Source organism: Terracoccus sp. 273MFTsu3.1, from assembly GCF_000383675.1.
Taxonomy (GTDB): domain Bacteria; phylum Actinomycetota; class Actinomycetes; order Actinomycetales; family Dermatophilaceae; genus Terrabacter.
In genome coordinates, this window is record NZ_KB911826.1 from 76,078 (window position 1) to 97,767 (window position 21,690).

General features: G+C 72.1%; 23 protein-coding genes. 9 read left to right on the forward strand and 14 right to left on the reverse strand.

What is annotated here, in order from left to right; all coding sequences use genetic code 11:
- Positions 1-31 precede the first annotated feature (31 nt).
- Genes H283_RS0118820 through H283_RS0118830 form a run of 3 tightly spaced genes read right to left on the reverse strand, consistent with a single transcriptional unit; the run spans position 32 to position 2,563 of the window.
- A complete protein-coding gene (locus H283_RS0118820) occupies positions 32-964 on the reverse strand; it encodes an ATP-binding cassette domain-containing protein (protein WP_020145075.1) in 933 nt (310 codons plus the stop codon).
- Positions 961-1,776, reverse strand: a complete 816-nt coding sequence (locus H283_RS0118825; protein ID WP_020145076.1) for an ABC transporter permease — start codon at positions 1,774-1,776, stop codon at positions 961-963. The genes H283_RS0118820 and H283_RS0118825 overlap by 4 nt, the downstream gene beginning before the upstream one ends.
- A complete protein-coding gene (locus H283_RS0118830) occupies positions 1,769-2,563 on the reverse strand; it encodes an ABC-2 family transporter protein (RefSeq protein ID WP_020145077.1) in 795 nt (264 codons plus the stop codon). The genes H283_RS0118825 and H283_RS0118830 overlap by 8 nt, the downstream gene beginning before the upstream one ends.
- A 104-nt stretch (positions 2,564-2,667) precedes the next feature.
- On the opposite strand from H283_RS0118830, the gene H283_RS0118835 reads away from it, so the two are divergent.
- Entirely contained in the window at positions 2,668-3,057 is a 390-nt protein-coding gene (locus H283_RS0118835) for a pyridoxamine 5'-phosphate oxidase family protein (protein ID WP_020145078.1), read from the forward strand.
- Positions 3,058-3,295: 238 nt separating this feature from the next.
- Here H283_RS0118835 and H283_RS0118840 read toward each other — a convergent pair whose 3' ends face one another.
- The 3 genes from H283_RS0118840 to radA are packed head-to-tail and all read right to left on the reverse strand — an operon-like array spanning position 3,296 to position 6,763.
- Positions 3,296-4,189, reverse strand: a complete 894-nt coding sequence (locus tag H283_RS0118840; protein WP_020145079.1) for an A/G-specific adenine glycosylase — start codon at positions 4,187-4,189, stop codon at positions 3,296-3,298.
- A gap of 26 nt (positions 4,190-4,215) precedes the next feature.
- Positions 4,216-5,292 (reverse strand): DNA integrity scanning diadenylate cyclase DisA, encoded by a 1,077-nt coding sequence (gene disA / locus H283_RS0118845; RefSeq protein ID WP_020145080.1) that lies wholly within the window; start codon positions 5,290-5,292, stop codon positions 4,216-4,218.
- Between the two features lie 55 nt (positions 5,293-5,347).
- The gene (radA, locus tag H283_RS0118850; protein ID WP_020145081.1) at positions 5,348-6,763 is read right to left on the reverse strand and encodes a DNA repair protein RadA; all 1,416 of its coding nucleotides are present in this window, start codon (positions 6,761-6,763) and stop codon (positions 5,348-5,350) included.
- A gap of 71 nt (positions 6,764-6,834) precedes the next feature.
- On the opposite strand from radA, the gene H283_RS25735 reads away from it, so the two are divergent.
- Both H283_RS25735 and H283_RS0118860 read left to right on the forward strand, forming a co-directional pair.
- On the forward strand, positions 6,835-7,053 hold the full coding sequence (locus tag H283_RS25735; RefSeq protein ID WP_020145082.1) for a hypothetical protein: 219 nt from the start codon (positions 6,835-6,837) through the stop codon (positions 7,051-7,053).
- 290 nt (positions 7,054-7,343) lie between these two features.
- Positions 7,344-7,676 (forward strand): Lsr2 family protein, encoded by a 333-nt coding sequence (locus tag H283_RS0118860; RefSeq protein ID WP_020145083.1) that lies wholly within the window; start codon positions 7,344-7,346, stop codon positions 7,674-7,676.
- A 178-nt stretch (positions 7,677-7,854) separates the two neighbouring features.
- Here the strand turns inward: H283_RS0118860 and ligD (H283_RS0118865) are convergent, their stop codons facing one another.
- Both ligD (H283_RS0118865) and ligD (H283_RS0118870) read right to left on the reverse strand, forming a co-directional pair.
- A complete protein-coding gene (gene ligD / locus H283_RS0118865) occupies positions 7,855-8,739 on the reverse strand; it encodes a non-homologous end-joining DNA ligase (protein WP_020145084.1) in 885 nt (294 codons plus the stop codon).
- Positions 8,739-9,686: a non-homologous end-joining DNA ligase gene (gene ligD / locus H283_RS0118870; RefSeq protein WP_043650158.1), complete on the reverse strand. Its 948-nt coding sequence runs from the start codon at positions 9,684-9,686 to the stop codon at positions 8,739-8,741. The genes ligD (H283_RS0118865) and ligD (H283_RS0118870) overlap by 1 nt, the downstream gene beginning before the upstream one ends.
- A gap of 18 nt (positions 9,687-9,704) precedes the next feature.
- On the opposite strand from ligD (H283_RS0118870), the gene H283_RS0118875 reads away from it, so the two are divergent.
- The 3 genes from H283_RS0118875 (at position 9,705) to H283_RS0118885 (ending at position 13,018) form a co-directional block, all read left to right on the forward strand.
- Complete coding sequence (locus H283_RS0118875) at positions 9,705-10,667, forward strand: Ku protein (RefSeq protein WP_028785737.1); 963 nt, start codon at positions 9,705-9,707, stop codon at positions 10,665-10,667.
- Between the two features lie 120 nt (positions 10,668-10,787).
- On the forward strand, positions 10,788-12,014 hold the full coding sequence (locus H283_RS0118880; RefSeq protein ID WP_020145087.1) for an acetyl-CoA hydrolase/transferase family protein: 1,227 nt from the start codon (positions 10,788-10,790) through the stop codon (positions 12,012-12,014).
- A 242-nt stretch (positions 12,015-12,256) separates the two neighbouring features.
- Positions 12,257-13,018 (forward strand): SDR family oxidoreductase, encoded by a 762-nt coding sequence (locus H283_RS0118885; protein ID WP_020145088.1) that lies wholly within the window; start codon positions 12,257-12,259, stop codon positions 13,016-13,018.
- A 124-nt stretch (positions 13,019-13,142) separates the two neighbouring features.
- Here H283_RS0118885 and H283_RS0118890 read toward each other — a convergent pair whose 3' ends face one another.
- From H283_RS0118890 to H283_RS0118915, 6 genes are all read right to left on the reverse strand, one after another.
- Positions 13,143-13,940, reverse strand: coding sequence for a sugar phosphate isomerase/epimerase (locus H283_RS0118890; protein WP_020145089.1), 798 nt, complete (start codon positions 13,938-13,940; stop codon positions 13,143-13,145).
- 70 nt (positions 13,941-14,010) lie between these two features.
- Entirely contained in the window at positions 14,011-14,940 is a 930-nt protein-coding gene (locus H283_RS0118895) for a Ppx/GppA phosphatase family protein (protein ID WP_020145090.1), read from the reverse strand.
- Between the two features lie 152 nt (positions 14,941-15,092).
- Entirely contained in the window at positions 15,093-15,827 is a 735-nt protein-coding gene (locus H283_RS0118900; RefSeq protein ID WP_020145091.1) for an ABC transporter permease, read from the reverse strand.
- Positions 15,824-16,585, reverse strand: coding sequence for an ABC transporter ATP-binding protein (locus H283_RS0118905; RefSeq protein WP_043650159.1), 762 nt, complete (start codon positions 16,583-16,585; stop codon positions 15,824-15,826). Before H283_RS0118905 ends, H283_RS0118900 begins: the two co-directional genes overlap by 4 nt.
- A gap of 10 nt (positions 16,586-16,595) precedes the next feature.
- Positions 16,596-17,222, reverse strand: coding sequence for a TetR family transcriptional regulator (locus H283_RS0118910; protein WP_020145093.1), 627 nt, complete (start codon positions 17,220-17,222; stop codon positions 16,596-16,598).
- A 9-nt stretch (positions 17,223-17,231) separates the two neighbouring features.
- Positions 17,232-18,599 carry an ankyrin repeat domain-containing protein gene (locus H283_RS0118915; protein ID WP_020145094.1) on the reverse strand — a complete coding sequence of 456 codons (1,368 nt, stop codon included), beginning with the start codon at positions 18,597-18,599 and terminating at the stop codon, positions 17,232-17,234.
- A 252-nt stretch (positions 18,600-18,851) separates the two neighbouring features.
- Between H283_RS0118915 and H283_RS0118920 the strand changes: the two genes are divergently transcribed.
- From H283_RS0118920 to H283_RS0118930, 3 genes are all read left to right on the forward strand, one after another.
- Positions 18,852-19,652: a hypothetical protein gene (locus H283_RS0118920; RefSeq protein ID WP_020145095.1), complete on the forward strand. Its 801-nt coding sequence runs from the start codon at positions 18,852-18,854 to the stop codon at positions 19,650-19,652.
- Positions 19,649-20,347 (forward strand): class I SAM-dependent methyltransferase, encoded by a 699-nt coding sequence (locus H283_RS0118925; RefSeq protein ID WP_020145096.1) that lies wholly within the window; start codon positions 19,649-19,651, stop codon positions 20,345-20,347. Before H283_RS0118920 ends, H283_RS0118925 begins: the two co-directional genes overlap by 4 nt.
- A gap of 206 nt (positions 20,348-20,553) precedes the next feature.
- Complete coding sequence (locus H283_RS0118930; RefSeq protein WP_020665708.1) at positions 20,554-21,669, forward strand: NAD(P)/FAD-dependent oxidoreductase; 1,116 nt, start codon at positions 20,554-20,556, stop codon at positions 21,667-21,669.
- Positions 21,670-21,690 lie beyond the last annotated feature (21 nt).

Sequence of the window (21,690 nt, forward strand, 5' to 3'; positions counted from 1 at the left end):
CGGTAGGGCCGCTCCACGTTCTGGCTGGTGGTCAGGTGCGGCCCGAGGCGGCGTAGATGCGCCGGACGACGTCCTCGATGTCAGGCTCCTCGATCGTCAGGTCGCGCACCTCGTGGCGCGAGGAGACGTGCGCGAGCACGGCCGCGACGGTCGTGGCCTCGGCGTCGAACGACAGCCGCTGCCGCAGGCCGTCCGACTCGCTGTCGACGAGAGTCGCTCCCGGGACGTCGTGCAGGTCCGGCGTGGGCTGGGCGAGGTCGATGACGAGGATCCGCTGCGCGCCGACCGTGCCCGCCAGCCCGGTCAGGGTGCCGTCGAAGGCGAGCCGGCCGTGGTCGACGACGAGGACCCGGTCACAGAGCCGCTCGATGTCGCCCATGTCGTGCGTCGTCAGGAGCAGGGTCGTGCCCTGCTCACGGCGCTCGGCGACGAGGAACTCGCGCAGCCGCTGCTTCGAGAGCACGTCGAGGCCGATCGTCGGCTCGTCGAGGATGAGCAGCTCCGGTGAGTGCAGCAGGGCGGCGGCGATCTCGGCCCGCATCCGCTGGCCGAGCGACAGCGAGCGCACTGCCGTCCCCAGCTGCGGGCCCATCTCGAGCTGCTCGACGAGCAGGTCGGTGCGGGCCCGCGTCGCCGCCTCGTCCATCCGGTGGATGGCCCCGAGGATCGCGAAGGAGTCGCGCAGCGGCAGGTCCCACCACAGCTGGGAGCGCTGGCCGAAGACGACCCCGACGCGCCGAGCCACCTCGACCCGCTGCCGCATCGGGTCGAGCCCGCAGGTGCGGACGTGACCGGAGGTCGGCTTGAGGATGCCGGTCAGCATCTTGATCGTCGTCGACTTGCCGGCGCCGTTCGCCCCGATGTAGCCGACGGCCTCGCCGGGCTCGACCGAGAAGGTCATCCGGTCGACGGCCCGCGTCTTCTTGAAGTCGCGCACGAGGTCGCGCGTCTCGATGATGCTCATCCGCCTGCTCCTTGGTAGTGACGAGTGCCGAGGCGCCAGCACGTGGCGGCGATCCCCCAGGCCAGCAGCCCGGCGACAGGGGTGAGCCATGCGAGCCAGGTCGGCGCCAGCGGGTCGTCGAGGCCGAGGATCGCGACGGCCGGGATGTAGGCGACGAAGGCCGTCGGCACGACGAAGGTCCAGAAGATCCGCAGCAGGTCGGGGAAGACCTGCTGGCTCTGCTGGGCGGCATACGACCCGCCGTAGGTGAAGGCGTTGGTGAACTCCGCGCCGTCGACGAGGAAGAACTGGAGCCCGCCCGCCGCCGTGAACAGGGCCGAGAAGATCGCGGTGCCGCTGACCACGGTGAGCACGATGAGCGCCACGGTGGCCGGCGACCATGCGATGTCGGCCGTGGTCAGGGCGACGCCGAGGGCCACGAGGGCGACGGACAGCCGGCCGACCCTCCGCAGGGACAGGTCGCTCGTCATGAGCTGGGCGAGCAGCGGCAGCGGGCGCACGTAGAACGCGTCGACCTGGCCGGCCCGGATGTAGCGCGGCAGCTGGTCGAGGTGACCGACGAACATGTCGGCGAGCGAGAAGGCCAGGTTGGACAGCGCGAACACGAGCAGGGCCGCCGTGAAGTCGAGCCCACCCAGCACGTCGACGTTGTGGAAGATCACCCACACCTCGGCGAACTCGGCGAGGCCGACGCCGACGGTGCCCAGGATGTCGGTGACGAACGAGGCGCGGTACTGCATCTGGGCTCGGGCTCGGGACGCGAGCAGCACCCGGTAGGGGCGCAGCCGCTGGGAGAGCGTCGCGTCAGCCACCCTGCACCTCCAGCCGTCGACGACCCGCGCGCAGCACGACCTGACCGAGGGCGAGCAGTGCGACGGCCCAGAAGACCTGCACCCCGACGGCCGACGCGATGTCGTCGCCGACGACGCGTCCGGCGAGGATGTCGATGGGGTTCTGCAGCATCGACGGGAAGGGCGACCAGTTGGCGATGGTGCGCAGCCAGTCCGGGAACCACGGCACGGGCAGGTAGAGACCGCAGAGCAGGCCACCGGTGATCATCCATAGCAGCGTGATGCCGCGGATCTCGACGAGCCAGAACGCGAGCAGGTTGATGACGAAGTTGCCCGAGAAGGCCACGACCACGGCGAGCAGGATCGACACGGCGCCCGCGACCCAGCTGACGGCGGACGGTGGCCACGCCATGTCGAACAGGAGGGCACCGAGGAGCAGCGCGGGCACTCCCCGGCCGACGAGGTTGATGCCCGCGCGTCCGAGATCGCCTGCGAGATAAGCGATCTGCGGGTCGACAGGTCTGAGGAAGTCGACGGCGATGTCACCGGTGCGGACGCGGTCCTTGACCTCGGCGAAGCCCCAGAGGTTGACCGTGCCGAGCAGCGCCTGACCCCACCAGACGAACGCGATCGTCGTCGGGGCGTCGTAGCCGCCGATGGCCGTGCCGGCCGACGCGAGGGCGGCGAGCAGGATCGAGGCACGGATGAAGCCGAATACCGAGTTCGTCGTCATCCCGGCCAGCAGGGCCAGCCGATACGTCGAGTGCCTCCTGAAGCCGGCCCGGACGAGCAGCCAGAAGGTCTTCACGACGCACGGACGGGGGCAGGCACAAGGGGCCACGCTACCGACGAGGCGCCCCGGGATCAACGGGGTGCGCCGGTGACATGCCGGGCTCTCGTAGTCTGTGGCCCGTGGCCACCCTTCCGCGCGACCTCTCCCCCGAGGCCCTCGAGTTCCTGTCGGTGCGTCACCTCGCGACGCTGACGACCGTGCGGCCGGACGGCTCGCCCCACGTCGTGCCGGTCGGCTTCACCTGGGACCCCGAGACGTCGGTCGCCCGCGTCATCACGAGCCGCGACAGCCGCAAGGCCCGCAACGCGCTCGCCGGGTGTGCCGCCGTGCTGTGCCAGGTCGACGGGCGCCACTGGCTCTCGCTCCAGGGCACCGCCCGCATCGTCGACGACCCGGCCTCGGTCACCGACGCCGAGCAGAGGTATGCCGCCCGCTACCGCGAGCCTCGCCCCAATCCCGAGCGCGTCGTCATCGCGATCGACGTGCGCTCCGTCCTCGGCAACGTCTGACCGGCGCCCCGCCCCACTCGAGTGAGCACCCTGTCACAGTCGAGTGAGCACCTGGACTCAGTCGAGTGAGCACCTGGTCACATCGAGTGGCCGCGCCGTCCCACACGTCACATCGGTGCTGTGACGACGGGCCCACTCGACTGTGGTTGCGCGCTCACTCGAGTGTGGTTGCGCGCTCACTCGAGTGGGGTTGCGCGCTCACTCGAGTGGGGTTGCGCGCTCACTCGAGTGAGGTAGGTCAGGCGGGGAGGCGGAACCTCTGGCGCGACAGGGGCTCCACGAGGCCGTCGGCGACGAGAGAGTCGAGGCAGCGCATGACCTGCACCCGGTCGTCGGCGGAGTCCTCGAGCTGGGCGAGCGGCAGCGACGCGTGGGCGTCGCGCAGGCGGCGCAGCAGCTCGCCACGCACCTGGCGGTCGGTCCCGTGCCAGGACTGGCCCCGCCGGGGCGGTCCGTCGTAGGCCGGCCGCCCGGCGACGTTCCACGCGCACAGGTCGGCGACCGGGCACTCGTCGCAGCGTGGGCCCCGCGCGACGCAGACGAGGGCGCCGAGCTCCATCACGGCGACGTTCCACGTGTTCGCGGTGCCGCGGTCGGGCGGCATCGAGTCGGCGGCGAGCCGGGCCTCGGCGCGGTTGAGCGTGAGGTTCGGGAAGGCCTTGCCCTCGAGGGTGCGGGCCAGCACGCGCCGGACGTTGGTGTCGACGACGACCTCGGGGATGCCGAACGCGAAGCAGGACACGGCCGCCGCCGTGTAGGCCCCGACCCCGGGGAGGGCCAGCAGCGCCTCGGGGCTGTTCGGCACCTCGCCACCGTGACGCTCGACCATGACCTGTGCCGCCTCGTGCAGCCGGAGGGCGCGCCGCGGGTAGCCGAGGCGACCCCAGGCGCGCACGGCATCTCCCGGCGCAGCGGCCGCGAGGTCGGCCGGCGTCGGCCACCGCTCCATCCACGCGCGCCAGATCGGCTCGACCCGGGCGAGCGGGGTCTGCTGCGACATCACCTCGGAGAGGAAGACACCCCAGGGACTGGCGTCCGGCGCTCGCCACGGCAGCTCCTTGCGCCCGGACTCGGCGTACCAGGCGTTGACGCGCTCGTGGAGCAGCGAAAGCGGGACCTCGCGGGACGGCATACGAATTCGGACGGCGGCGGGGCCGGTCAGACGTAGCGCTCGAGGATGCTCGACTCGGCGAGCCGCGAGAGGCCCTCGCGCACGGCCCGGGCGCGGCCCTCACCGACGCCCTCGACGAGCATGAGGTCCTCGATGCCGGCGGCGAGCAGGCGCTGGAGCGACTCGAAGTGCGACACGAGCCGGTCGACGATCGCCGTGGGCAGGCGCGGCACCTTGGTCAGGAGGCGGTAGCCCTGCGGCGACACGGGGGCGTCGAGGCTGTCGCCGACGACCGAGAAGCCGACGGCGCGGGCACCTGCCGCGAGGTCGAGCAGCTCGACCGAGTTGAGGGCCTGGAGGTTGGCGAGCGCGTCGCTGAGGGTCAGGCCCGACTTGGTCGCCGGGAGATAGTCGCGGATGACGAGCTCGCGGTCGTTGCCGAGCCCGCCGACGAGCTCCTCCAGCTGGAGGCTGAGGAGGCGACCGTCGGTGCCGAGCTCGACGACGTAGTCCTGGATCTCGGCCGAGATGCGCCGCACCATCTCGAGGCGCTGGAGCACCGCGGTGACGTCGCGGATGGTGACGAGGTCCTCGATCTCGAGCGCGGACAGCGTGCCCGTGACCTCGTCGAGGCGGGCCTTGTAGCGCTCCAGGGTCTGGAGGGCCTGGTCGGCGCGCGACAGCGTCGTGGGCGAGCCCTCGATGACGTGTCGGAGGTCGCCGACGTAGAGCGCGACGACGCCCATGGACTGGCTGACGGAGATGACGGGGAAGCCCGTCTGCTTGGCCACGCGCTCGGCCGTGCGGTGACGCGTGCCGGACTCGGTGGTCTCGATGCGGGAGTCGGGCACGAGCTGGGTGGCGGCGCGCAGGATGCGGGTGCCCTCGCGGTCGAGCACGACGGCGCCGTCCATCTTGCACAGCTCGCGCACGCGGGTCGCCGAGAACTCCATGTCGAGCACGAAGCCGCCGGTGCAGATCGAGTCGACCACGCGGTCGAAGCCGAGCACGATGAGGGCTCCGGTGCGTCCACGGAGGATGCGTTCGAGGCTGTCGCGCAGCTCCGTTCCGGGTGCCACGGCGGCGAGGGCCGCACGCAGCAGCAGCTCGTCGTTCCGGTCCATCACTTCCCTGTTCGCAATGGGGGCGCCGAGCGCGTCCACCCCGGTCGGTCGCAGTCTAGACGGTGCCGACGGCCGGTGCGCTCGTTGACCGTCCACCGGCGAGGCGCCCCATCGCCTCGATGGCCCGCGGGACGTCGGCGACCTCGACGGCACGGATCCCGGCCGGCACGGAGGAGTCGGACAGGCTGCCTGCGGGCACGAGGGCGTGGCGGAATCCGAGGCGGGCCGCCTCGGCGAGACGGCGGTCCAGACCGGTGACGCGGCGCACCTCGCCGGCGAGGCCGACCTCACCGAAGGCGACGACGTCGCTGGCGAGGGGCTTGTCGATGACGGACGACGCGACGGCGCAGACGATGGCGAGGTCGGCGGCGGGCTCGGTGATGCGTACCCCGCCGACGGTCGCCGCGAAGATGTCGCGCGAACCCACCGGCGCCCCGGCGCGCTTGTCGAGAACGGCGATGATCATCGCGAGCCGCGAGGCGTCCAGACCGCTCGAGGTGCGTCGCGGCGACGGCAGCGTGGACGGTGCGACGAGCGCCTGCACCTCGGCGACGAGCGGTCGGCGGCCCTCGAGCGTGACGGTGACGCACGTGCCCGGCACCGCATGGTCACGCGTCGAGAGGAACAGCCCGCTCGGGTCGGCCAGCCCGGTGATGCCGACGTCGGACAGGTCGAAGCAGCCGACCTCGTCGGTGGGGCCGAAGCGGTTCTTCACGGCGCGCACGAGTCGCAGCCGTGAGTGCCGGTCGCCCTCGAACTGGATGACGACGTCGACGAGGTGCTCGAGGACCCGAGGACCGGCGATCGAGCCGTCCTTGGTCACGTGGCCGACGAGGAGCACGGCGGTGCCACGCGCCTTGGCCGCCGCGATGAGTGCACCTGCGACCTCCCGGACCTGCGAGACGTTGCCGGCCTGGCCCTCGACGTCGGCACTCGCGATGGTCTGGACGGAGTCGACGACGAGCAGGCCCGGCGAGCGGGCCTCGACGTGGCCGAGGACCGTCGCGAGGTCGGTCTCGGCTGCGAGGTAGAGCGTGTCGGCCATCGCCGAGATGCGCTCGGCCCGCGTGCGCACCTGGGCGGCCGACTCCTCGCCGCTGATGTAGAGGACCTCGGAGCCCGACCGGGCCGCTCGGGCGGCGACGTCGAGCAGCAGCGTCGACTTGCCGACGCCGGGCTCCCCCGCGACGAGGACGACCCCGCCGGGGACGAGGCCACCGCCGAGCACGCGGTCGAACTCCGCCACGCCGGTGGGCCGCGCGGCCGCCCGGGTCACGTCGACGTCGCCGATGCGCAGGGCCGGGGTGACGACGGAGGCCGCCGTGGTGCGGGCGGCTGCGGGCGCACCGGTCTCGGCCACCGTGCCCCAGGCCTGGCACTCGCCGCACCGACCGACCCACTTGGCGGTGGTCCACCCGCATTCACCGCAGCGGAAGCCGGGGGTGCGTCGGGTCGTCGTCCTCGTAGCCATGGCACGACCGTACGGTGGGGGTGCGACAGCGCTCGTGAGGGGCGGCCGTGGCGCCGTGAGAAAATGTCGGCATGGAATCGGTCATGCCCTATGTGCTCGCCATCGTCCCGACGGTCGGTGTGGGTGCGCTCTTCTACTTCGTCATCAAGAGCATCCTCGAGGGAGACCGACGCGAGCGCCTCGCCCAGGCCAGGTGGGAGGCCGAGCACGACCGTCGCGAGGCTGCCGCGAACGAGGCGTCGCACACGGCTGCGCCGGGCGCCGAGACCACCCCGACGACAGAACGCTGAGCGACGGAGCGTAGATCCCCGGAGCGCAGAGCCCCGCAGCGCAGAGCCCCCGGAGCGCAGAGCGCGCCCGGCGCGTGTCGTCGACCGCGCGTCCGACAAAGGACCCGCCACGGCAGGATCACGGCCTTTCCGTCATTCCTCTACGTCGGCGCATCTCTTTAGTCATCGACCGCGCCATTCTTTCGATGGAAATGCATTCGCGGACTCTTCGCGCTAAATTGATCGTGCCCCGCGAGTCGCGTATTCGCGGAATCCCCTCCGAATTAGCGAACAACTTCAGATGGAGAAACATGGCTCAGCGTGTCGAAGTGGTGTTGATCGATGACATCGACGGTGGAAAGGCTGCCGAGACGGTGACCTTCGCCCTCGATGGCGTCACCTACGAGATCGACCTGTCCGACAAGAATGCCCGCAAGCTTCGCGACGACCTCGCGACGTGGACCGGTCACGCACGTCGGGCGGGTTCGGCCAAGGCCGCCTCGCGTCGTCGCGCGGGCGCCGGCTCGGCCAAGCGCAGCGACCTCGGCGCGGTCCGTGAGTGGGCCCGCGCCAACGGCCACACCGTCTCGGACCGGGGCCGCATCTCGGCCGACGTCCAGGCGGCCTACGACAAGGCGCACTGACCCCGGGTCAGCGACGCAACCGAGAGGGCCCGGCACTCAGGTGCCGGGCCCTCTCGCTGCTCCGGACCGGACGGAGTCCGCCCCGTCCTCGTGCGAGCGCCGCAGGGCCGCAGCGCCGCAGCGCCGCAGCGTCGCCGGTCCGTACGCCGCGACGTCGCCCTACTCGCCGGACCAGCACTCAGCCCGTGATCTCGGCAGCCAGGTCACCGTCCCGGGCCACGCGGTCGAGCACCTCGTCGGCCGTCAGCTGCTCGAGCTCGCCACCCTCGGCACCCGCCTCGATCTCGTCCCACGACCGCGGCGCCGCCACGGTCGGACGGTCACGCCCGCGCAGCGAGTAGGGGCAGACGGTCGTCTTGGCGGCGACGTTCTGGCTCCAGTCGAGGAAGATCTTGCCGGGCCGCAGCTCCTTGGCCATCTTCCACACGATGAGGTCGGGGTGCGCCTTGGTCAGCTCCTGGGCGAGCTGCTGCACGGTGTCGCGGATCTCGTCGCTCGTGTGCGCTCCGGGCAGGACGGCATACAGCTGGAGTCCCTTGCTGCCACTGGTCACCGGGACGGTGGCGAGCCCGATGCGGCCGAGGCGCTCGCGCACGACGAGCGCGACGCGGGCGCACTCGTGCAGGCCGGTGCCGGGCCCGGGGTCGAGGTCGATGACGAGCCGGTCGGGGTTCAGCGGCACCGCGTCGCGCCCCTCCCCCTCGTAGCGCCACTGGTGCACATGCAGCTCGAGGGAGTTGAGGTTGGCGAAGAAGGTGAGTCCCGCGAGGTCGTCGATGAGCGGGAAGACGGGGTCGCGCCCCGCACGCCGGATCCACGCCGGCGTGCCCGCCGGGATGTTCTTCTCGAAGAACTGCATGTCACCGACCCCGTGCGGGAAGCGGATCCGCGTCACGGCGCGGTCGCGCAGGTGCGGGAGGATCACCGGCGCGATGCGCGCGTAGTAGTCGATGACCTGGGCCTTGGTCGTGCCCGCCTTCGGGTACATCACCTTCTCGAGGCTCGACAGCTTCATCCGGCGGCCGTCGACCTCGACGGTCACCTTGGTCGGCACGTAGGCCATCACTCACCGTCCCCGTGGTCGTCGACGTCACCGGGCGTGAGGTCGCTGCGCAGGCCCTTGTATGCCGGCTGGCGCAGTCTCCCCTGGCCGCTCAGTCCCAGCGACTGCACGTCGGCGACGAGCACCGGGTGCACCCACGTCGCGCCGTTCGAGTCCTCGGCGGGGACGTCTGTGGCGAAAGGCGACTCGGCCGAGGTGAGGGCTTGGAGGTCGCGCATCAGGGCCTGCCCCGTCTTGCCCGCGAGACCCGACCCGACGCGCCCGAGGTAGCGCAGGCCGCCCGGGCCGGGGACCCCGACGAGGACGGCCCCGAGACGGTTCGACACGGTGCCCGTGGACTCGGGTCGCCAACCGCCGATGACGACGGAGACGGTGCCGCGGTGGGGCGACTTGAGCCAGTAGGGCGAGCGGAGCCCAGGGACGTAGACGGAGTCGACACGCTTGGACACGATGCCCTCGAGGCCCTGCTCCTTCGTCGCGGCGTGCAGCGTCGCCCCGTCGGCGAAGGTCGGCGGGGTCTGCCAGCGCGAGGCGCTGAGCTCGAGGCGCTCGAGTGTCGAGCGCCGGTCGGTCCACGTGCGCGGCATGAGGTCGACCCCGTAGAGCCGCAGCAGGTCGAAGGTCATCAGGGTGACTGGCGCGGCCTCGGCGAGCATCGCGGCGCGGCGGGCGTCGGTCACGTGGAAGCGTTCGGCCATCGCGGCGAACGACGGCACGCCGTCTCGCATCGAGACGATCTCGCCGTCCAGGAGCATGTCGGCGTACTCGTTCGCGAGTCCACGCAGCTCCGGGAACGCGACGGTGACGTCACGCTCCGTGCGGGAGAAGAGGCGCATCTCGCCGTCCACGACGTCGGCCAGCACCCGCATGCCGTCCCACTTGACCTCGTGCTGCCAGCGGTCGCCGAGCGGAATCGTCGTCGTCGGCGTCGCGAGCATGGGGCGCATGGGTGCATTCTTGTTCTCATGCGAGCCATCTGGAAAGGCGCCGTGTCGTTCGGCCTCGTCAATGTGCCGGTCCGACTCTTTTCGGCGACCGAGAACCACGACGTGCAGTTCCGGCAGGTCCACGAGAAGGACGGCGGCCGCATCAAGTACCAACGCGTCTGCTCGATCGACGGTGAGGAGGTGCCCTACTCCGACATCGCCAAGGGCTACGAGGCCGCCGACGGCCAGATGGTTGTGCTGACCGACGAGGACCTCAAGAGCCTTCCGACGCGGTCGACGAAGGAGATCTCGATCGAGAAGTTCGTGCCGTCTGAGCAGATCGACCCGCTGCTCTTCGACAAGAGCTACTACCTCGAGCCCGACAAGACGGGCCTCAAGCCCTACGTCCTGCTCCGTGACGCGCTGGAGAAGGCCGACCGGATGGCGCTCGTCACCGTGTCGGTGCGCACCCGGATGACGCTCGCGGTGCTCCGTGTGCGCGACGGCGTCATCGTGCTCCAGACGCTCCTCTGGGCCGACGAGGTGCGGGCGCCCGAGTTCGAGTCCCTCTCGGAGGAGACGCACGCGACGGCCAAGGAGCTCGCCATGGCCTCCTCGCTCGTCGACTCGCTGTCGGGCGACTACGAGCCCGAGGAGTTCGAGGACGACTACGCCGAAGCCGTGACGCAGCTCGTCGCGACGAAGATCGAGGGCGGCGACATCACCGAGACGCCTGAGGCCAAGGGCGAGGAGACCGAGGTCGTCGACCTGCTCGCGGCCCTGCAGCGCAGCGTCGACAAGGCCAAGGCCGCCAAGACCGGCGGCCCGAGCGCCTCCGACTCCGACTCCGACTCCGCCGACGAGAAGCCCGCGAAGAAGACGGCCGCGAAGACCACGACGCAGAAGAGCGCGGCCAAGAAGACGACGGCCAAGAAGACGACGGCGAAGAAGTCGACGGCCAAGACCACGACGAAGAAGGCAGCCACCAAGAAGGCCAGCTGACCCGCCGGCTCCGCACCGTCGTCGCCCCGACCCACGCCACGTGCGAAGGGTCGGGGCGACGTTCGTCACGCCGGACGGCATACGCCCTCGCCGGGGCGTGCGCTGCGCGAGGATGAAGGGGTGCGGACGGCGACGATCGACGAGCTCACCCAGCGGCTTCGAACACTCCCGGACAACCCCCGTGTCGTCGTCAGCGGCAACATGGCGGTCCCCTGGGAGGCGGTCCGGGCGCTCGACGCGGCCCAGCCGAGCTACGTGCTCCACGCGCTCAACGCGCCTGCCGGGCTTCCCGACCGCGAGGGCGTCACCGTCGAGACGTGCTTCGTCGGACCGGGTATGCGTCGGCACCCCCGCCTGCGCTACGTGCCCTCGCGCCTGTCGCTCGTGCCGCTGCTCTACGGCCGGGCCCTGCCGCCGGACGCCGTGCTGCTGCACTGCGCGCCTCCGCGCAACGGCCAGGTCAGCATGGGCCTGGAGGTCAACGTCCTGCCCGCGGCGCTCGAGGCGTGCCGGGCCCGGGGCGGGCTCGTCGTCGCGGTCGTCAACCCGCAGATGCCCTACACGTTCGGCGACGCCCAGGTGCCGCTCGAGCACGTCGACCTCGTCGTCGAGGTCGACGCGCCGCTGCCCTCGCACGCGGCCACCGAGCCTGATCCCGAGAGCCGGCTCATCGGCGAGCGCGTCGCGGCCATGGTCCGGGACGGGGCGACGATGCAGCTCGGCATCGGCGCGGTGCCCGACGCGACGCTGTCCGCGCTGACCTCCCGCCGAGGCATCCGGATGTGGACGGAGATGTTCTCCGACGGCGTCCTCGCGCTCGACGAGGCCGGTGCCCTCGACCCGGACCACCCGCTCGTCACGTCGTTCAGCTTCGGCTCGACCGACCTCTACGCCTGGCTCGACGGCAACCCACGCGTCCGGATGATGCGCACCGAGAAGACGAACGACCCCGGTCTCATCGCCTCGCAGCGGCAGATGACCTCGGTCAACACCGCCCTCGAGGTCGACCTCTTCGGCCAGGCGAACGCCTCGCGGATCAACGCGCGCATCCACTCCGGCTTCGGCGGGCAGACGGACTTCATCGTCGGCGCGCTGCACTCCGCCGGCGGCCAGTCGTTCATCGCGCTCCGCTCGTGGCACCCTCGCGCCGACGTGTCGACGATCGTGCCGCTGCTCGACGAGCCCGTGACGAGCTTCCAGCAGAGCGCCATCGTCACCGAGCAGGGCGTCGCGCCGCTGTGGGGACGCAGCGAGAAGGACCAGTGCCACGACATCATCGAGAACTGCGCCCACCCGCGCGTCCGCGACGACCTCTGGGAGGAGGCGCAGGCCCTCGGCCTCGCCTGACCCCGCACCCGCTCGACCGATGGCGTATGCCGCCCTCCCGCCCTTCGCGGCGCACCCTCCCTCCCGTCGCGTGAGCGCGCAGTCCCAGTCGAGTGAGCGCGTAGCACCAGTCGAGTGCGCCCGTAGTCACACCCGGTCTGGTGAGGGTGGGGCGGGGCGCTCACTCGAGTGGGACGGGGCGCTCACTCGAGTGGGACGGGGCGCTCACTCGAGTGGGACGTGGGGGCTCGTAGGGTGGCGGCATGAGCCCTGCGCCACCGTCCGACGCCACCACAACCGCTCCGGACGGGCGTCCGGTCGCGGTCGTCACCGGCGGCACGCGCGGCATCGGACTCGCCATCGCCCGCGACCTCGCCGCCACGCACCACCTCGTCATCGGCGGTCGCAGCGCCGACTCGGTGGCCGACGTCGTCGCCGCGTTCCCGTCGGCCGAGGGCCTCGTCGCCGACCTCGCCGACTGCTCTCCCGGCGGGTCGCTCGAGACCGCCCTCGCGGCCCTCGCCACGCGCCTCCCGCGTGTCGACGTGCTGGTCCACTCGGCCGGCGTCCTGCGCAACGGCACCGTCGCCGACTCGCCCGTGCAGGACTGGGCCGACTCGATGACCGTCAACGTCGTCGCGGTCGCCGCCGTGACCCGCGCGCTCCTGCCGGCGCTCCGGGCCGCGCACGGCCTCGTCGTCACCGTGAACTCGGGCTCGGGCCTGACGGCGACGCCGGCCTCGGGCGCCTACTGTGCCTCGAAGTTCGCCCTCCGAGCGCTCACCGACTCGCTGCGCCAGGAGGAGCGCGAGCACGGTGTCCGCGTCACCTCGCTCCACCCCGGCCGGGTCGACACCGACATGCAGCGCGAGCTCGTCGAGTTCGAGGGCGACGAGTACGACCCGGGCGCCTACCTCGACGTCGACTCGGTCGTCCGGGCCGCGCGCCTCGCCATCGACGCCGGCCCTGACGCGAGCATCGACATGGTCTCGGTGCGCCCTCGCGGCTGGCGCCCCGCCACCTGACCGAAGCCCCGCACACCCGCACCGCACCGCGCGCTCCTGGGCAACAGACCGAGAAGATCGCAACCGACCGGGATCGGATCTCGGTGGGTTGTGACCTGCACGGTGTGTTGCGGAATGGAGGCGGTCAGATGCGGCTGGCGCCTCGGGTCGGGACGAGGGCGAGCCGGGCGAAGGCGAGTGCCTCGGCGAGGTCGACCTCACGCTGGTCCCGACCCACCTTGCGCGTCGACACCTCGACGACGACGTCGCCGGCCCAGCCGCTGTCGGCGAGGTGCTCGAGCACGGCACCGCACGGCTCGCCGCCGCGCCCGGGGACGAGGTGCTCGTCGAGGAACGAGCCGAGCCCGTCGGCGAGGTGCAGGTGCGCGAGCCGCGACCCGAGCGACTGCGCCATGAGGAGCGCGTCGGACCCGGCGGTCGCCGTGTGCGAGAGGTCGAGGGTCACGTTGTCGTAGGGCTGGCCCACCGGGTCCCAGTGCGGGAGGTAGGCCATGACCTCACGCCGCGCGGTGCGCCAGGGATACATGTTCTCCACCGCGAGCCGGATCCCCGACTCGTGCTCACGCAACGCCACCCCGTCGACGAACCCAGCGGCATACTCCCGCTGCCAGCGGAAGGGAGGGTGCAGCACGACCGTGCCGGCACCGACCTCGAGCGCGAGGTCGATGGAGCGGTCGACCTTGCCCCACGGGTCGGTGCCCCACACGCGCTGGGTCAGCAGCAGCGTCGGCGCGTGCACGGAGACGATCGGCAGGGCGTGCAGCTCCGACAGCGCCCGCAGGGCACCGGCCTCCTGCGTCACCGGGTCGGTCCAGACCATGACCTCGATCGCGTCGTAGCCGAGCCGCGCCGCGGTCGCGAAGGCGGTCGCCGCGTTGTCGGGGTAGAGCGAGGCGGTCGACAGGCCGACCCGGATGGTCATGCGGCCATTCTGCGCCACGCCCCCGGGGCGGCTTCGGGGCGGTCCGTCCGTCTGCCGCGCATCCGCTGCGTCACGACGTCAGGTGGTCGAGGCGACGGAGGATGAGGCCCTCGCGCAGGGCCCAGGGGCAGATGTCGAGCTGCTCGACCTGGAGCAGGTCGAGCGCAGCCTCGGCGACGAGCGCCCCGGCGTAGAGCTGGCGGGCGCGGCCTTCGGACACCCCGGGCAGCTGCGAGCGTGCGGCGGTGTCGAGGCGTCCGACGCGGACGACGATCTCGTGGAGGTCGTCGCGCGAGAGGGTGCGCCGCACGAAGGGGCCGTCGGCGCGCGGCGCGGCACCTGCGATGCGGGCCAGCGAGCGCATCGTCTTGGAGGTCCCGACAGCCCGGTCGGGGCTCCCGGACGTCAGCAGCGGTCGCACCTGCTCGGCGAGGCTCGACCGGACGTGAGCGCGCAGCTCGCGGGCGGCCAGCTCCGAGGGCGGGTCACCGGGGAGCCGCTCGCGGGTCAGGCGGCCGGCACCCAACGGCAGGCTGAGGGCCACGTCGGGCTCCTCGTCGAGACCGCACGCCAGCTCGAGCGAGCCGCCGCCGATGTCGACGACGAGCAGGCGCCCGCTCGACCAGCCGAACCAGCGCCGGACGGCCAGGAACGTCATCCGCGCCTCGTCGGCACCGCTCAGGGCCTCGAGCTCGACGCCGGTCTCGGTGCGCACCCGCTCGATGATCGCCTCGCCGTTCGGCGACTCACGCAGGGCCGACGTCGCGAAGGCGAAGAGGTCGCTGACGCCCTGGTCCTCCGCGACGTCGAGGCACTCGCGGATGAAGGCGACGAGCCGGTCGGCCGTCGCCTCGCTGACGCTGCCGTCGGCCTCGAGGCTCTCCGAGAGGCGGAGCTCGGTCTTGTGCGAGAAGGCAGGCAGCGGCTGCGCGCCGGGGTGTGCGTCGACGACGAGAAGGTGGACCGTGTTGGACCCGATGTCGATGACGCCCAGGCGCATGCCCCAACCCTAGTGCCGGGGCCGGCAGCGCCCCGCCCCGGCGCCGACTCCCCATCGAACGCGGCGTTCGACGGCGAACGCGCTGGCAGAACACCGAGTTCGCGACCGAACGCCGCGTTCGGTGGGGGGTGAGGGTGAGCGGCCGTATGCCGTCAGGCGGACCGGCGGCTCAGCGTGAGCGAGGCGAGGGCGAGGGCGCCGGCGATGAAGGCTGCGACGATGCCGAGGTCGCCGAGCACCGCGGTCACGGGCTCGGGGTTGCGCGCGATCTCCTTCATCGCGTCGACGGCGTAGGACAGCGGCAGGACGTTGCTGACCCACTCGAGGACGGTCGGCAGCTGGTCGCGCGGGATGAGCAGGCCGCAGAGGAGGAACTGCGGCAGGAGGAAGGCCGGCATGAACTGCACGGCCTGGAACTCGGTGCGCGCGAAGCCGCTCGCGAGCAGCCCGAGTGCGGTGCCGAGGACCGCGTCGAAGACGGCGACGACGACGAGCAGCCACAGCGGCCCAGCGACGCTGAGGCCGCAGACCCAGACGGCGAATCCCGTTGCGATCACGGCCTGCAGGACGGCGAGCGCTCCGAACGCGACGGCATACCCGAGCATGAAGTCACCCTTGCCCATGGGGGTGGTGAGCAGGCGCTCGAGGGTGCCGGACTGGCGCTCACGCAGGGTGGCGACCGACGTGACGATGAACATGACGACCATCGGGAAGACGCCGAGCAGGGCCGGGCCGATGGCGTCGAAGACCGGCGTGCCGTTGTAGATCCACGCGAGCAGCCCGAGTAGGACGCAGGGCACGACGATGATGAGGCCGATGGTGCGGTGGTCCGTGCGCACCTGGCGCAGGACGCGGCCGGAGGTGGCAGCGGTGAGTCCGGCGTTCACGACGAGCTCCTCTCTCCGGACCGGGCGGTCTCGGCGTCGATGAGGGCGAGGAAGGCGGCATCGGCGTCGACGGCACCCGTCTGCTGGAGCAGCTCGGCGGGCGTGACGTCGGCGAGGACGCGACCCTCGCGGAGCAGCACGAGCCGGTCGCAGCGCGTCGCCTCGTCCATGACGTGGCTCGACACCACGAGCGAGTGTCCGCGGTCGGCGAGGTGGCGGAAGAGGTCCCACAGGTCACGGCGCAGGACCGGGTCGAGGCCGACCGTGGGCTCGTCGAGCACGAGCAGGCTCGGCCGCCCGACGAGCGCCGCGGCGAGGGAGACGCGGGACTCCTGACCTCCCGAGAGGTCCTGGACGAGCTGGTCGGCGTAGGGCACGAGGTCGACCTCGGTGAGGGTGCGGTCGACGGCCTCGCGCAGCTCGGTCCCGCGCAGGCCGACGGCACGGCCGAAGTAGGTGACGTTGTCGCGGACGCTCAGGTCGGCGTAGACGCTGGGACTCTGCGTGACGTAGCCGACGCGGTCGCGGAGCGCCGGTGAGCCGGCCGGATGACCGAGCACCGTGACGGTGCCCGACTCGACGATCTGCACGCCGACGATGCAGCGCATGAGCGTCGACTTGCCCGAGCCGGACGGCCCGAGCAGGCCGACCACCTGGCCGGCGGGGATCTCGAGGTCGAGGCCCGGGATGACCCGCCGCTTCCCGCGCACGACCTGCAGGCCGCTCACGGCGACCGCCGGACCACTGTTATTCATCATGTGATGAAATCTACTCCTGCTCGGGCAGCCTGTCCACGAGATGGTGCTGGAGGACGGGCCCGATGCGCTCGACGAGCTCCTCGCGTGTCGCGTCGGCCAGCGCCGGGACGCGGATGACGTAGCGCGCCACGACGAGCCCGATCATCTGGGAGGCAGCCAGCGCACCGCGCAGCTGCGGGTCGGCGGCCCCGGTGCTCGCGGCGATCCGCCCGAAGACCTCGCGCCCGAGGAACTCCCGCAGCATGCGCGCGGCCTCCTCGCTCGTCATGCTCGACCGGACGAGCGCGACGAGGGCGTCGCGGCGCTCCGGCGGCTCCCAGACCGTCAGGAAGGTCTCGACGATCCGCCAGCCGAGCCGTTCGACGTCACCCGACGTGATGCGCGCGATGAGCTCGGCCGGGTCGACCGGCACGTCGAGCGTCGCTGCGAAGAGACCCGCCTTGCCCTCGAAGTAGTGGTGCACGAGCGCAGGGTCGACGCCGGCTTCGCGGGCGATCCCTCGCATGCTCGCCTTGTCGTATCCCTTGGCCGCGAAGGACTTTCGCGCAGCGTCGACGATCACCGCTCGCGTGTCGGTGCCGCCCGGACGGCGTCCGCGCCCCTTCGGCGTCGCCTCGCTGCTGGCCCTCGGCGTCATGTGCTCACGCTAGCGCTCGTCGTCCAGGGCCCTCGAGGTATGCCGTCCGGTGGCGCCGCGCAGCACGGCCGCGGCGCGCTCGCCTCTCGCCCACAGCGCCCAGCGGTAGGGCGTCGTACCGTGCATCGCGTCGACGACGGTCGGGTCGGCGCCGACCTCGAGCAGCGCGGTGACGAGCTCGACGTCGTCCATGAACGCCGCCTGGTGCAGGGCGGTGCGCCCGTCGCGGAGGCTGTCGACCCTGGCGCCGGCGGCCACGGCCGCACGGACGGCCTCGGGCGTGGCCGCTCGGTGGATGTCGGGGACCGTCGGGTCGCCCGGCCACGGGCCGGTGACGGGGACGTCGTCACCCAGCACGTCGTCCGGAGTCAGGTCCGCCGCACCGTCGGGCACGAGACCGTGGGCGGCGAGCAGCTCGAGGCGGTCGACGAAGCCGTGGGAGCGCGCCCAGTCGACCTGACGGGTGATCATCTCCTCGATCGTCTCGGCAGGCTCACCGGTGCGTCGGGTCCAGACCTCGGAGGAGGGACGGCCCAGGCCGTGCGCGAGGAGCAGCTCGAGGTGGCTGTCGTCGCGGTTGAACATCCGGTTGTAGAGCGTCTGCCGGTCGTTGGGGTCGGCGCCGCGCTCGAGGAGCAGCTCGGCGAGCGGCTGCCACTGGGGGTGCCGGGGCTGGCGGCCCGGCCCCTGCTCGCCCTCGCCGAACACGCCGGTCAGGGCGGTGAAGGCGGTGGGCAGCCCCTGCCAGAGGTAGCCGCTGTCGGGGTCGGCACCAGCGTCGAGCAGGACCCGAGCCGACCCGACGGCGTCGACCTGCGGGACGCGCGAGTAGACGAGGTGGAGCAGCGGCGGCCACCGGAACGGTCCGCCCTCGCGGGTCGGCGCTCCGCGGTCTGCCGCGAGATGCGACCGCAGGGCCTCGGCGTCGCCGGCGGCCGCGGCGACGAAGACGTCGCGATGGACGAGATCGGGGTCGTCCGCGAGCAGCTGCGCGGCACGGGACCAGCGCTCGGGCTCGTCGCGTTCGGTGTACGTCAGGCACGCGAGCGCCACTGTGACAGAAGCAGACTCGGCGGCATCCACTCCGGCCGATGCCTCCAGGACCGGGTCGAGGGCGGCAGGGTCCCGACTCAGACCTGCAGCGGCCGCGAGGTAGGTGCGCAGCCGCGGCCAGCTCGCGAAGCCGAGACTGCGGGCGACGACGAGCTGGGCGTCGGAGAGCGCGAAGGTGGTGGGGTCTCCAGGTGCACCCTCGGGATGGAGGCGGGACACGAGGACGATGGCCCGGGGCTCCCCGGACCGGACGGCGCGCTGGAGCCGACGCGCCTCGCGGCGCAGGTGCTCGAGATCAGGGTTGGCGGGCAGTGACAGGGCCATGACGGCCTCCTCTCGTCGTGCCCGCGTGCGCTGCTCGGGCCGAAAGGAGGTCGGACCGCATGCTGTTCGGCTCCAGGGAGGCTGAGCCCCTTCCCGCGCACCGGAGGCGCCCTGGACGCCTGCCGCCAGCGTACGCGGGCGCCCGCGCACGCGGAAGCACACGGCATACGCACGCAGGGCCCGTCCGGACGCACCATCCACGGGGTGGGCGTCGTCGGCGCGCTGGAAACGTCGGCGGCATAGGGTGAGCCGGTGGCTGAAGCACCTCTGGACCTCCCCCGCGTCTGGGTCGAGTTCACCGACCCCGCCGACACGAACCAGCGCTACCGCTGTGACCTGACGTGGCTCACGAGCAGCTGGACGTGCATCTTCGGCAGCGGCTGCCAGGGCATCTACGCCGGCCGGCCCGACGACGGGTGCTGCACCCTCGGCGCCCACTTCACCGAGAAGGACGACTGGAAGCGTGTCGCCAAGGCGGTCGAGGACCTCGGCGAGGACGAGTGGGAGTACCACTCGGTCGGCCGCGCCACCGGGAGCAAGGACGACTGGACCGAGAAGGAGGACGGCGCGCGCAAGACGAAGGTCGTCGACGGTGCCTGCATCTTCCTCAACCGTCCCGGCTTCCCCGCGGGCGCCGGGTGCGCGCTGCACCAGCACGCGGTCCTCACCGGCGTCGAGCCGCACACCCTCAAGCCCGACGTGTGCTGGCAGCTGCCGATCCGCCGCACCTTCCGCACCGTCGAGCTGCCCGACGACTCGAGCTACCTCGAGGTGACGATCACCGAGTACGACCGCCGCGGCTGGGGCCCCGGTGGCCACGACCTCGACTGGTACTGCTCCGGCAACTCCGAGGCGCACGTCGGCCGCGAGCCGGTCTACCGCTCCAACGCACCTGAGCTCACCGAGCTCATGGGGCCGCTCGCCTACGCCGAGCTGGCGATCCGCGCTGAGGCGCACCTCGCCCAGGTCAAGGCCGTCCGCGCGCGTGGCGTGCGCAAGCTGCTGCCGCTGCTCGTGCACCCCGCCACGATCGAGGCGCAGCGGAACCCATGAGCGACGAGTCCGGGATCATCCCCTCCCCCAACATCTGGGAGACGCCCGACGTCTACGAGGTCGAGAACCGCGGCGTCGACCGTGCCCATGTCATCGAGGACGCGATGCGCTCGGTCCTCGACTGGTCGGGTCTCGACGTCGTCGACATCGGGTGCGGCACGGGCTACCACCTGCCGTTCTTCGCCCGCGACGCACGCTCGGTCGTCGGCCTCGAGCCGCACCCGCCCCTCGCTTCGCTTGCGGCACAACGCATCTCGGGTATGCCGTCCGTCTCGGTCCGGGAGGAGGGTGCCGCCGCCATCGGGGTGGCCGACGGGTCGTTCGACGTCGCGCACGCGCGATGGGCGTACTTCTTCGGACCCGGGTGCGAGCCGGGGCTCGCCGAGCTCGACCGCGTCATGCGTCCGGGCGGGGCGGCCTTCGTCGTCGACAACGACGCGACCCGCTCGACGTTCGGTCAGTGGTTCCGACGGGCGCTGCCAGGCTACGACCCGCGCGCGGTCGAGCGGTTCTGGGAGCGTCAGGGCTGGCAGCGCGAACGGCTCGACATCCGGTGGGACTTCGACTCACGCGCGGACTTCGAAGCCGTCGTCGGCATCGAGTTCGCACCCGAGCACGCCGACCTCATCCTCGCCGAGCACCCCGACGCCACCGGCGTCGACTACGCCATCAACCTCTGGTACCGGCGCTACTGACCCTCCGCGACGGCATACGCCCGCGGCGGCAAGGGCCCGACGCGTCCCCTCCCGTCCGGGTCATCCGCCACGCGGATCGCCCGCCCGTCTGCGACGAGGCCTGGTCATTTCTGCCCACGCCGCCTCGTGCGGGATGGGCACCACGGCCGACGCGGCGACCGGCCCGTCCTTCCTACCGTCGAGACATCGACCACCGGGAGGACACCATGGAGACCATCGAGACCGTCATCGTCGGCGCGGGCCAGGCAGGGCTGGCCACGGCGCGCGAGCTCGTCGAGCGCGGGCACGAGTGCGTGCTCCTCGAGCGCAACGAGGCCGTCGGGGACGGCTGGCGCCAGCAGTACGACTCCCTGCGGCTCTACTCCTCCGTCCGGCACGACTCCCTGCCCGGGATGCCGTTCCCCGGCGACCCCCGGGCGTTCCCCGGCAAGGACGAGGTCGCGGCCTACCTCCAGTCGTATGCGGCCCGCTTCCGTCTGCCCGTTCGCCTCGGCGTGCGGGTGGAGCGGCTCGCAGCCGCGCCCGAGGGTGACGGCTTCGTCGTCACGACCGACCGCGGCAGCATCGCCTGTCGCAACGTCGTCGTCGCGACAGGGACCTTCGGGCGTGCGCCTCACGTCCCGGCCTTCGCCGCCGACCTCGACCCCTCGATCCTCCAGCTGCACTCGAGCCAGTACCGCCGCCCGAGCCAGCTGCGCGACGGGCCGGTGCTCGTCGTCGGCGCCTCGCACTCGGGCTGCGACATCGCCTACGAGCTCGCCGAGGGCCGACGCACCGTGCTGGCCGGGCGGGACTGCGGTCAGATCCCCGTGCGCTGGGACACCCCTGCCGTGCACGTGGCGTTCCCCTTCCTGCTCTTCGCGTGGCGTCACGTGCTGACGCGCAGGACCCCGGTCGGTCGGAAGATGATGGCCGAGATCCGCCACCACGGCGGACCGATGCTCCGGGTCAAGCGGGAGGACCTCGCCGCGCGTGGTGTCGATCGTCGGGTGCAACGCGTCACCGGCGTGACCGACGGGCGCCCGACGCTCGACGACGGGACGGTCCTCGACGTCACCAACGTCGTCTGGGCCACGGGGTTCGACCAGCGCTTCGACTGGATCGACCTCCCCGTCCTCGGCGAGGACGGCTGGCCGCGGGAGTACCGCGGCGTCTCGACCGACGTGCCCGGCCTCTTCTTCTGCGGGCTCGCCTTCCAGTACGCGTTCGCCTCGATGGTGCTGCCCGGCGTGGGTCGCGACGCGGCCCACGTGGCGACCCACATCGCCAGGCGGTCGGCCGCGCGCACCACGCCGCTCGGGGTGGGCGCCGCTGCCGGGTGAGGCCACCCGGGAGACGGGCCG

Excerpts from the sequence above, each read along its gene's own strand:
- H283_RS0118820 (WP_020145075.1), bottom strand. The coding sequence starts at position 964 with ATGAGCATCATCGAGACGCGCGACCTCGTGCGCGACTTCAAGAAGACG.
- H283_RS0118840 (WP_020145079.1), bottom strand. The coding sequence starts at position 4,189 with ATGCCGTCCCGCGAGGTCCCGCTTTCGCTGCTCCACGAGCGCGTCAAC.
- disA (WP_020145080.1), bottom strand. The coding sequence starts at position 5,292 with ATGGACCGGAACGACGAGCTGCTGCTGCGTGCGGCCCTCGCCGCCGTG.
- radA (WP_020145081.1), bottom strand. The coding sequence starts at position 6,763 with ATGGCTACGAGGACGACGACCCGACGCACCCCCGGCTTCCGCTGCGGT.
- H283_RS25735 (WP_020145082.1), top strand. The coding sequence starts at position 6,835 with ATGGAATCGGTCATGCCCTATGTGCTCGCCATCGTCCCGACGGTCGGT.
- H283_RS0118860 (WP_020145083.1), top strand. The coding sequence starts at position 7,344 with ATGGCTCAGCGTGTCGAAGTGGTGTTGATCGATGACATCGACGGTGGA.
- ligD (WP_020145084.1), bottom strand. The coding sequence starts at position 8,739 with ATGGCCTACGTGCCGACCAAGGTGACCGTCGAGGTCGACGGCCGCCGG.
- ligD (WP_043650158.1), bottom strand. The coding sequence starts at position 9,686 with ATGCGCCCCATGCTCGCGACGCCGACGACGACGATTCCGCTCGGCGAC.
- H283_RS0118875 (WP_028785737.1), top strand. The coding sequence starts at position 9,705 with ATGCGAGCCATCTGGAAAGGCGCCGTGTCGTTCGGCCTCGTCAATGTG.
- H283_RS0118885 (WP_020145088.1), top strand. The coding sequence starts at position 12,257 with ATGAGCCCTGCGCCACCGTCCGACGCCACCACAACCGCTCCGGACGGG.
- H283_RS0118890 (WP_020145089.1), bottom strand. The coding sequence starts at position 13,940 with ATGACCATCCGGGTCGGCCTGTCGACCGCCTCGCTCTACCCCGACAAC.
- H283_RS0118895 (WP_020145090.1), bottom strand. The coding sequence starts at position 14,940 with ATGCGCCTGGGCGTCATCGACATCGGGTCCAACACGGTCCACCTTCTC.
- H283_RS0118905 (WP_043650159.1), bottom strand. The coding sequence starts at position 16,585 with ATGATGAATAACAGTGGTCCGGCGGTCGCCGTGAGCGGCCTGCAGGTC.
- H283_RS0118910 (WP_020145093.1), bottom strand. The coding sequence starts at position 17,222 with ATGACGCCGAGGGCCAGCAGCGAGGCGACGCCGAAGGGGCGCGGACGC.
- H283_RS0118915 (WP_020145094.1), bottom strand. The coding sequence starts at position 18,599 with ATGGCCCTGTCACTGCCCGCCAACCCTGATCTCGAGCACCTGCGCCGC.
- H283_RS0118925 (WP_020145096.1), top strand. The coding sequence starts at position 19,649 with ATGAGCGACGAGTCCGGGATCATCCCCTCCCCCAACATCTGGGAGACG.
- H283_RS0118930 (WP_020665708.1), top strand. The coding sequence starts at position 20,554 with ATGGAGACCATCGAGACCGTCATCGTCGGCGCGGGCCAGGCAGGGCTG.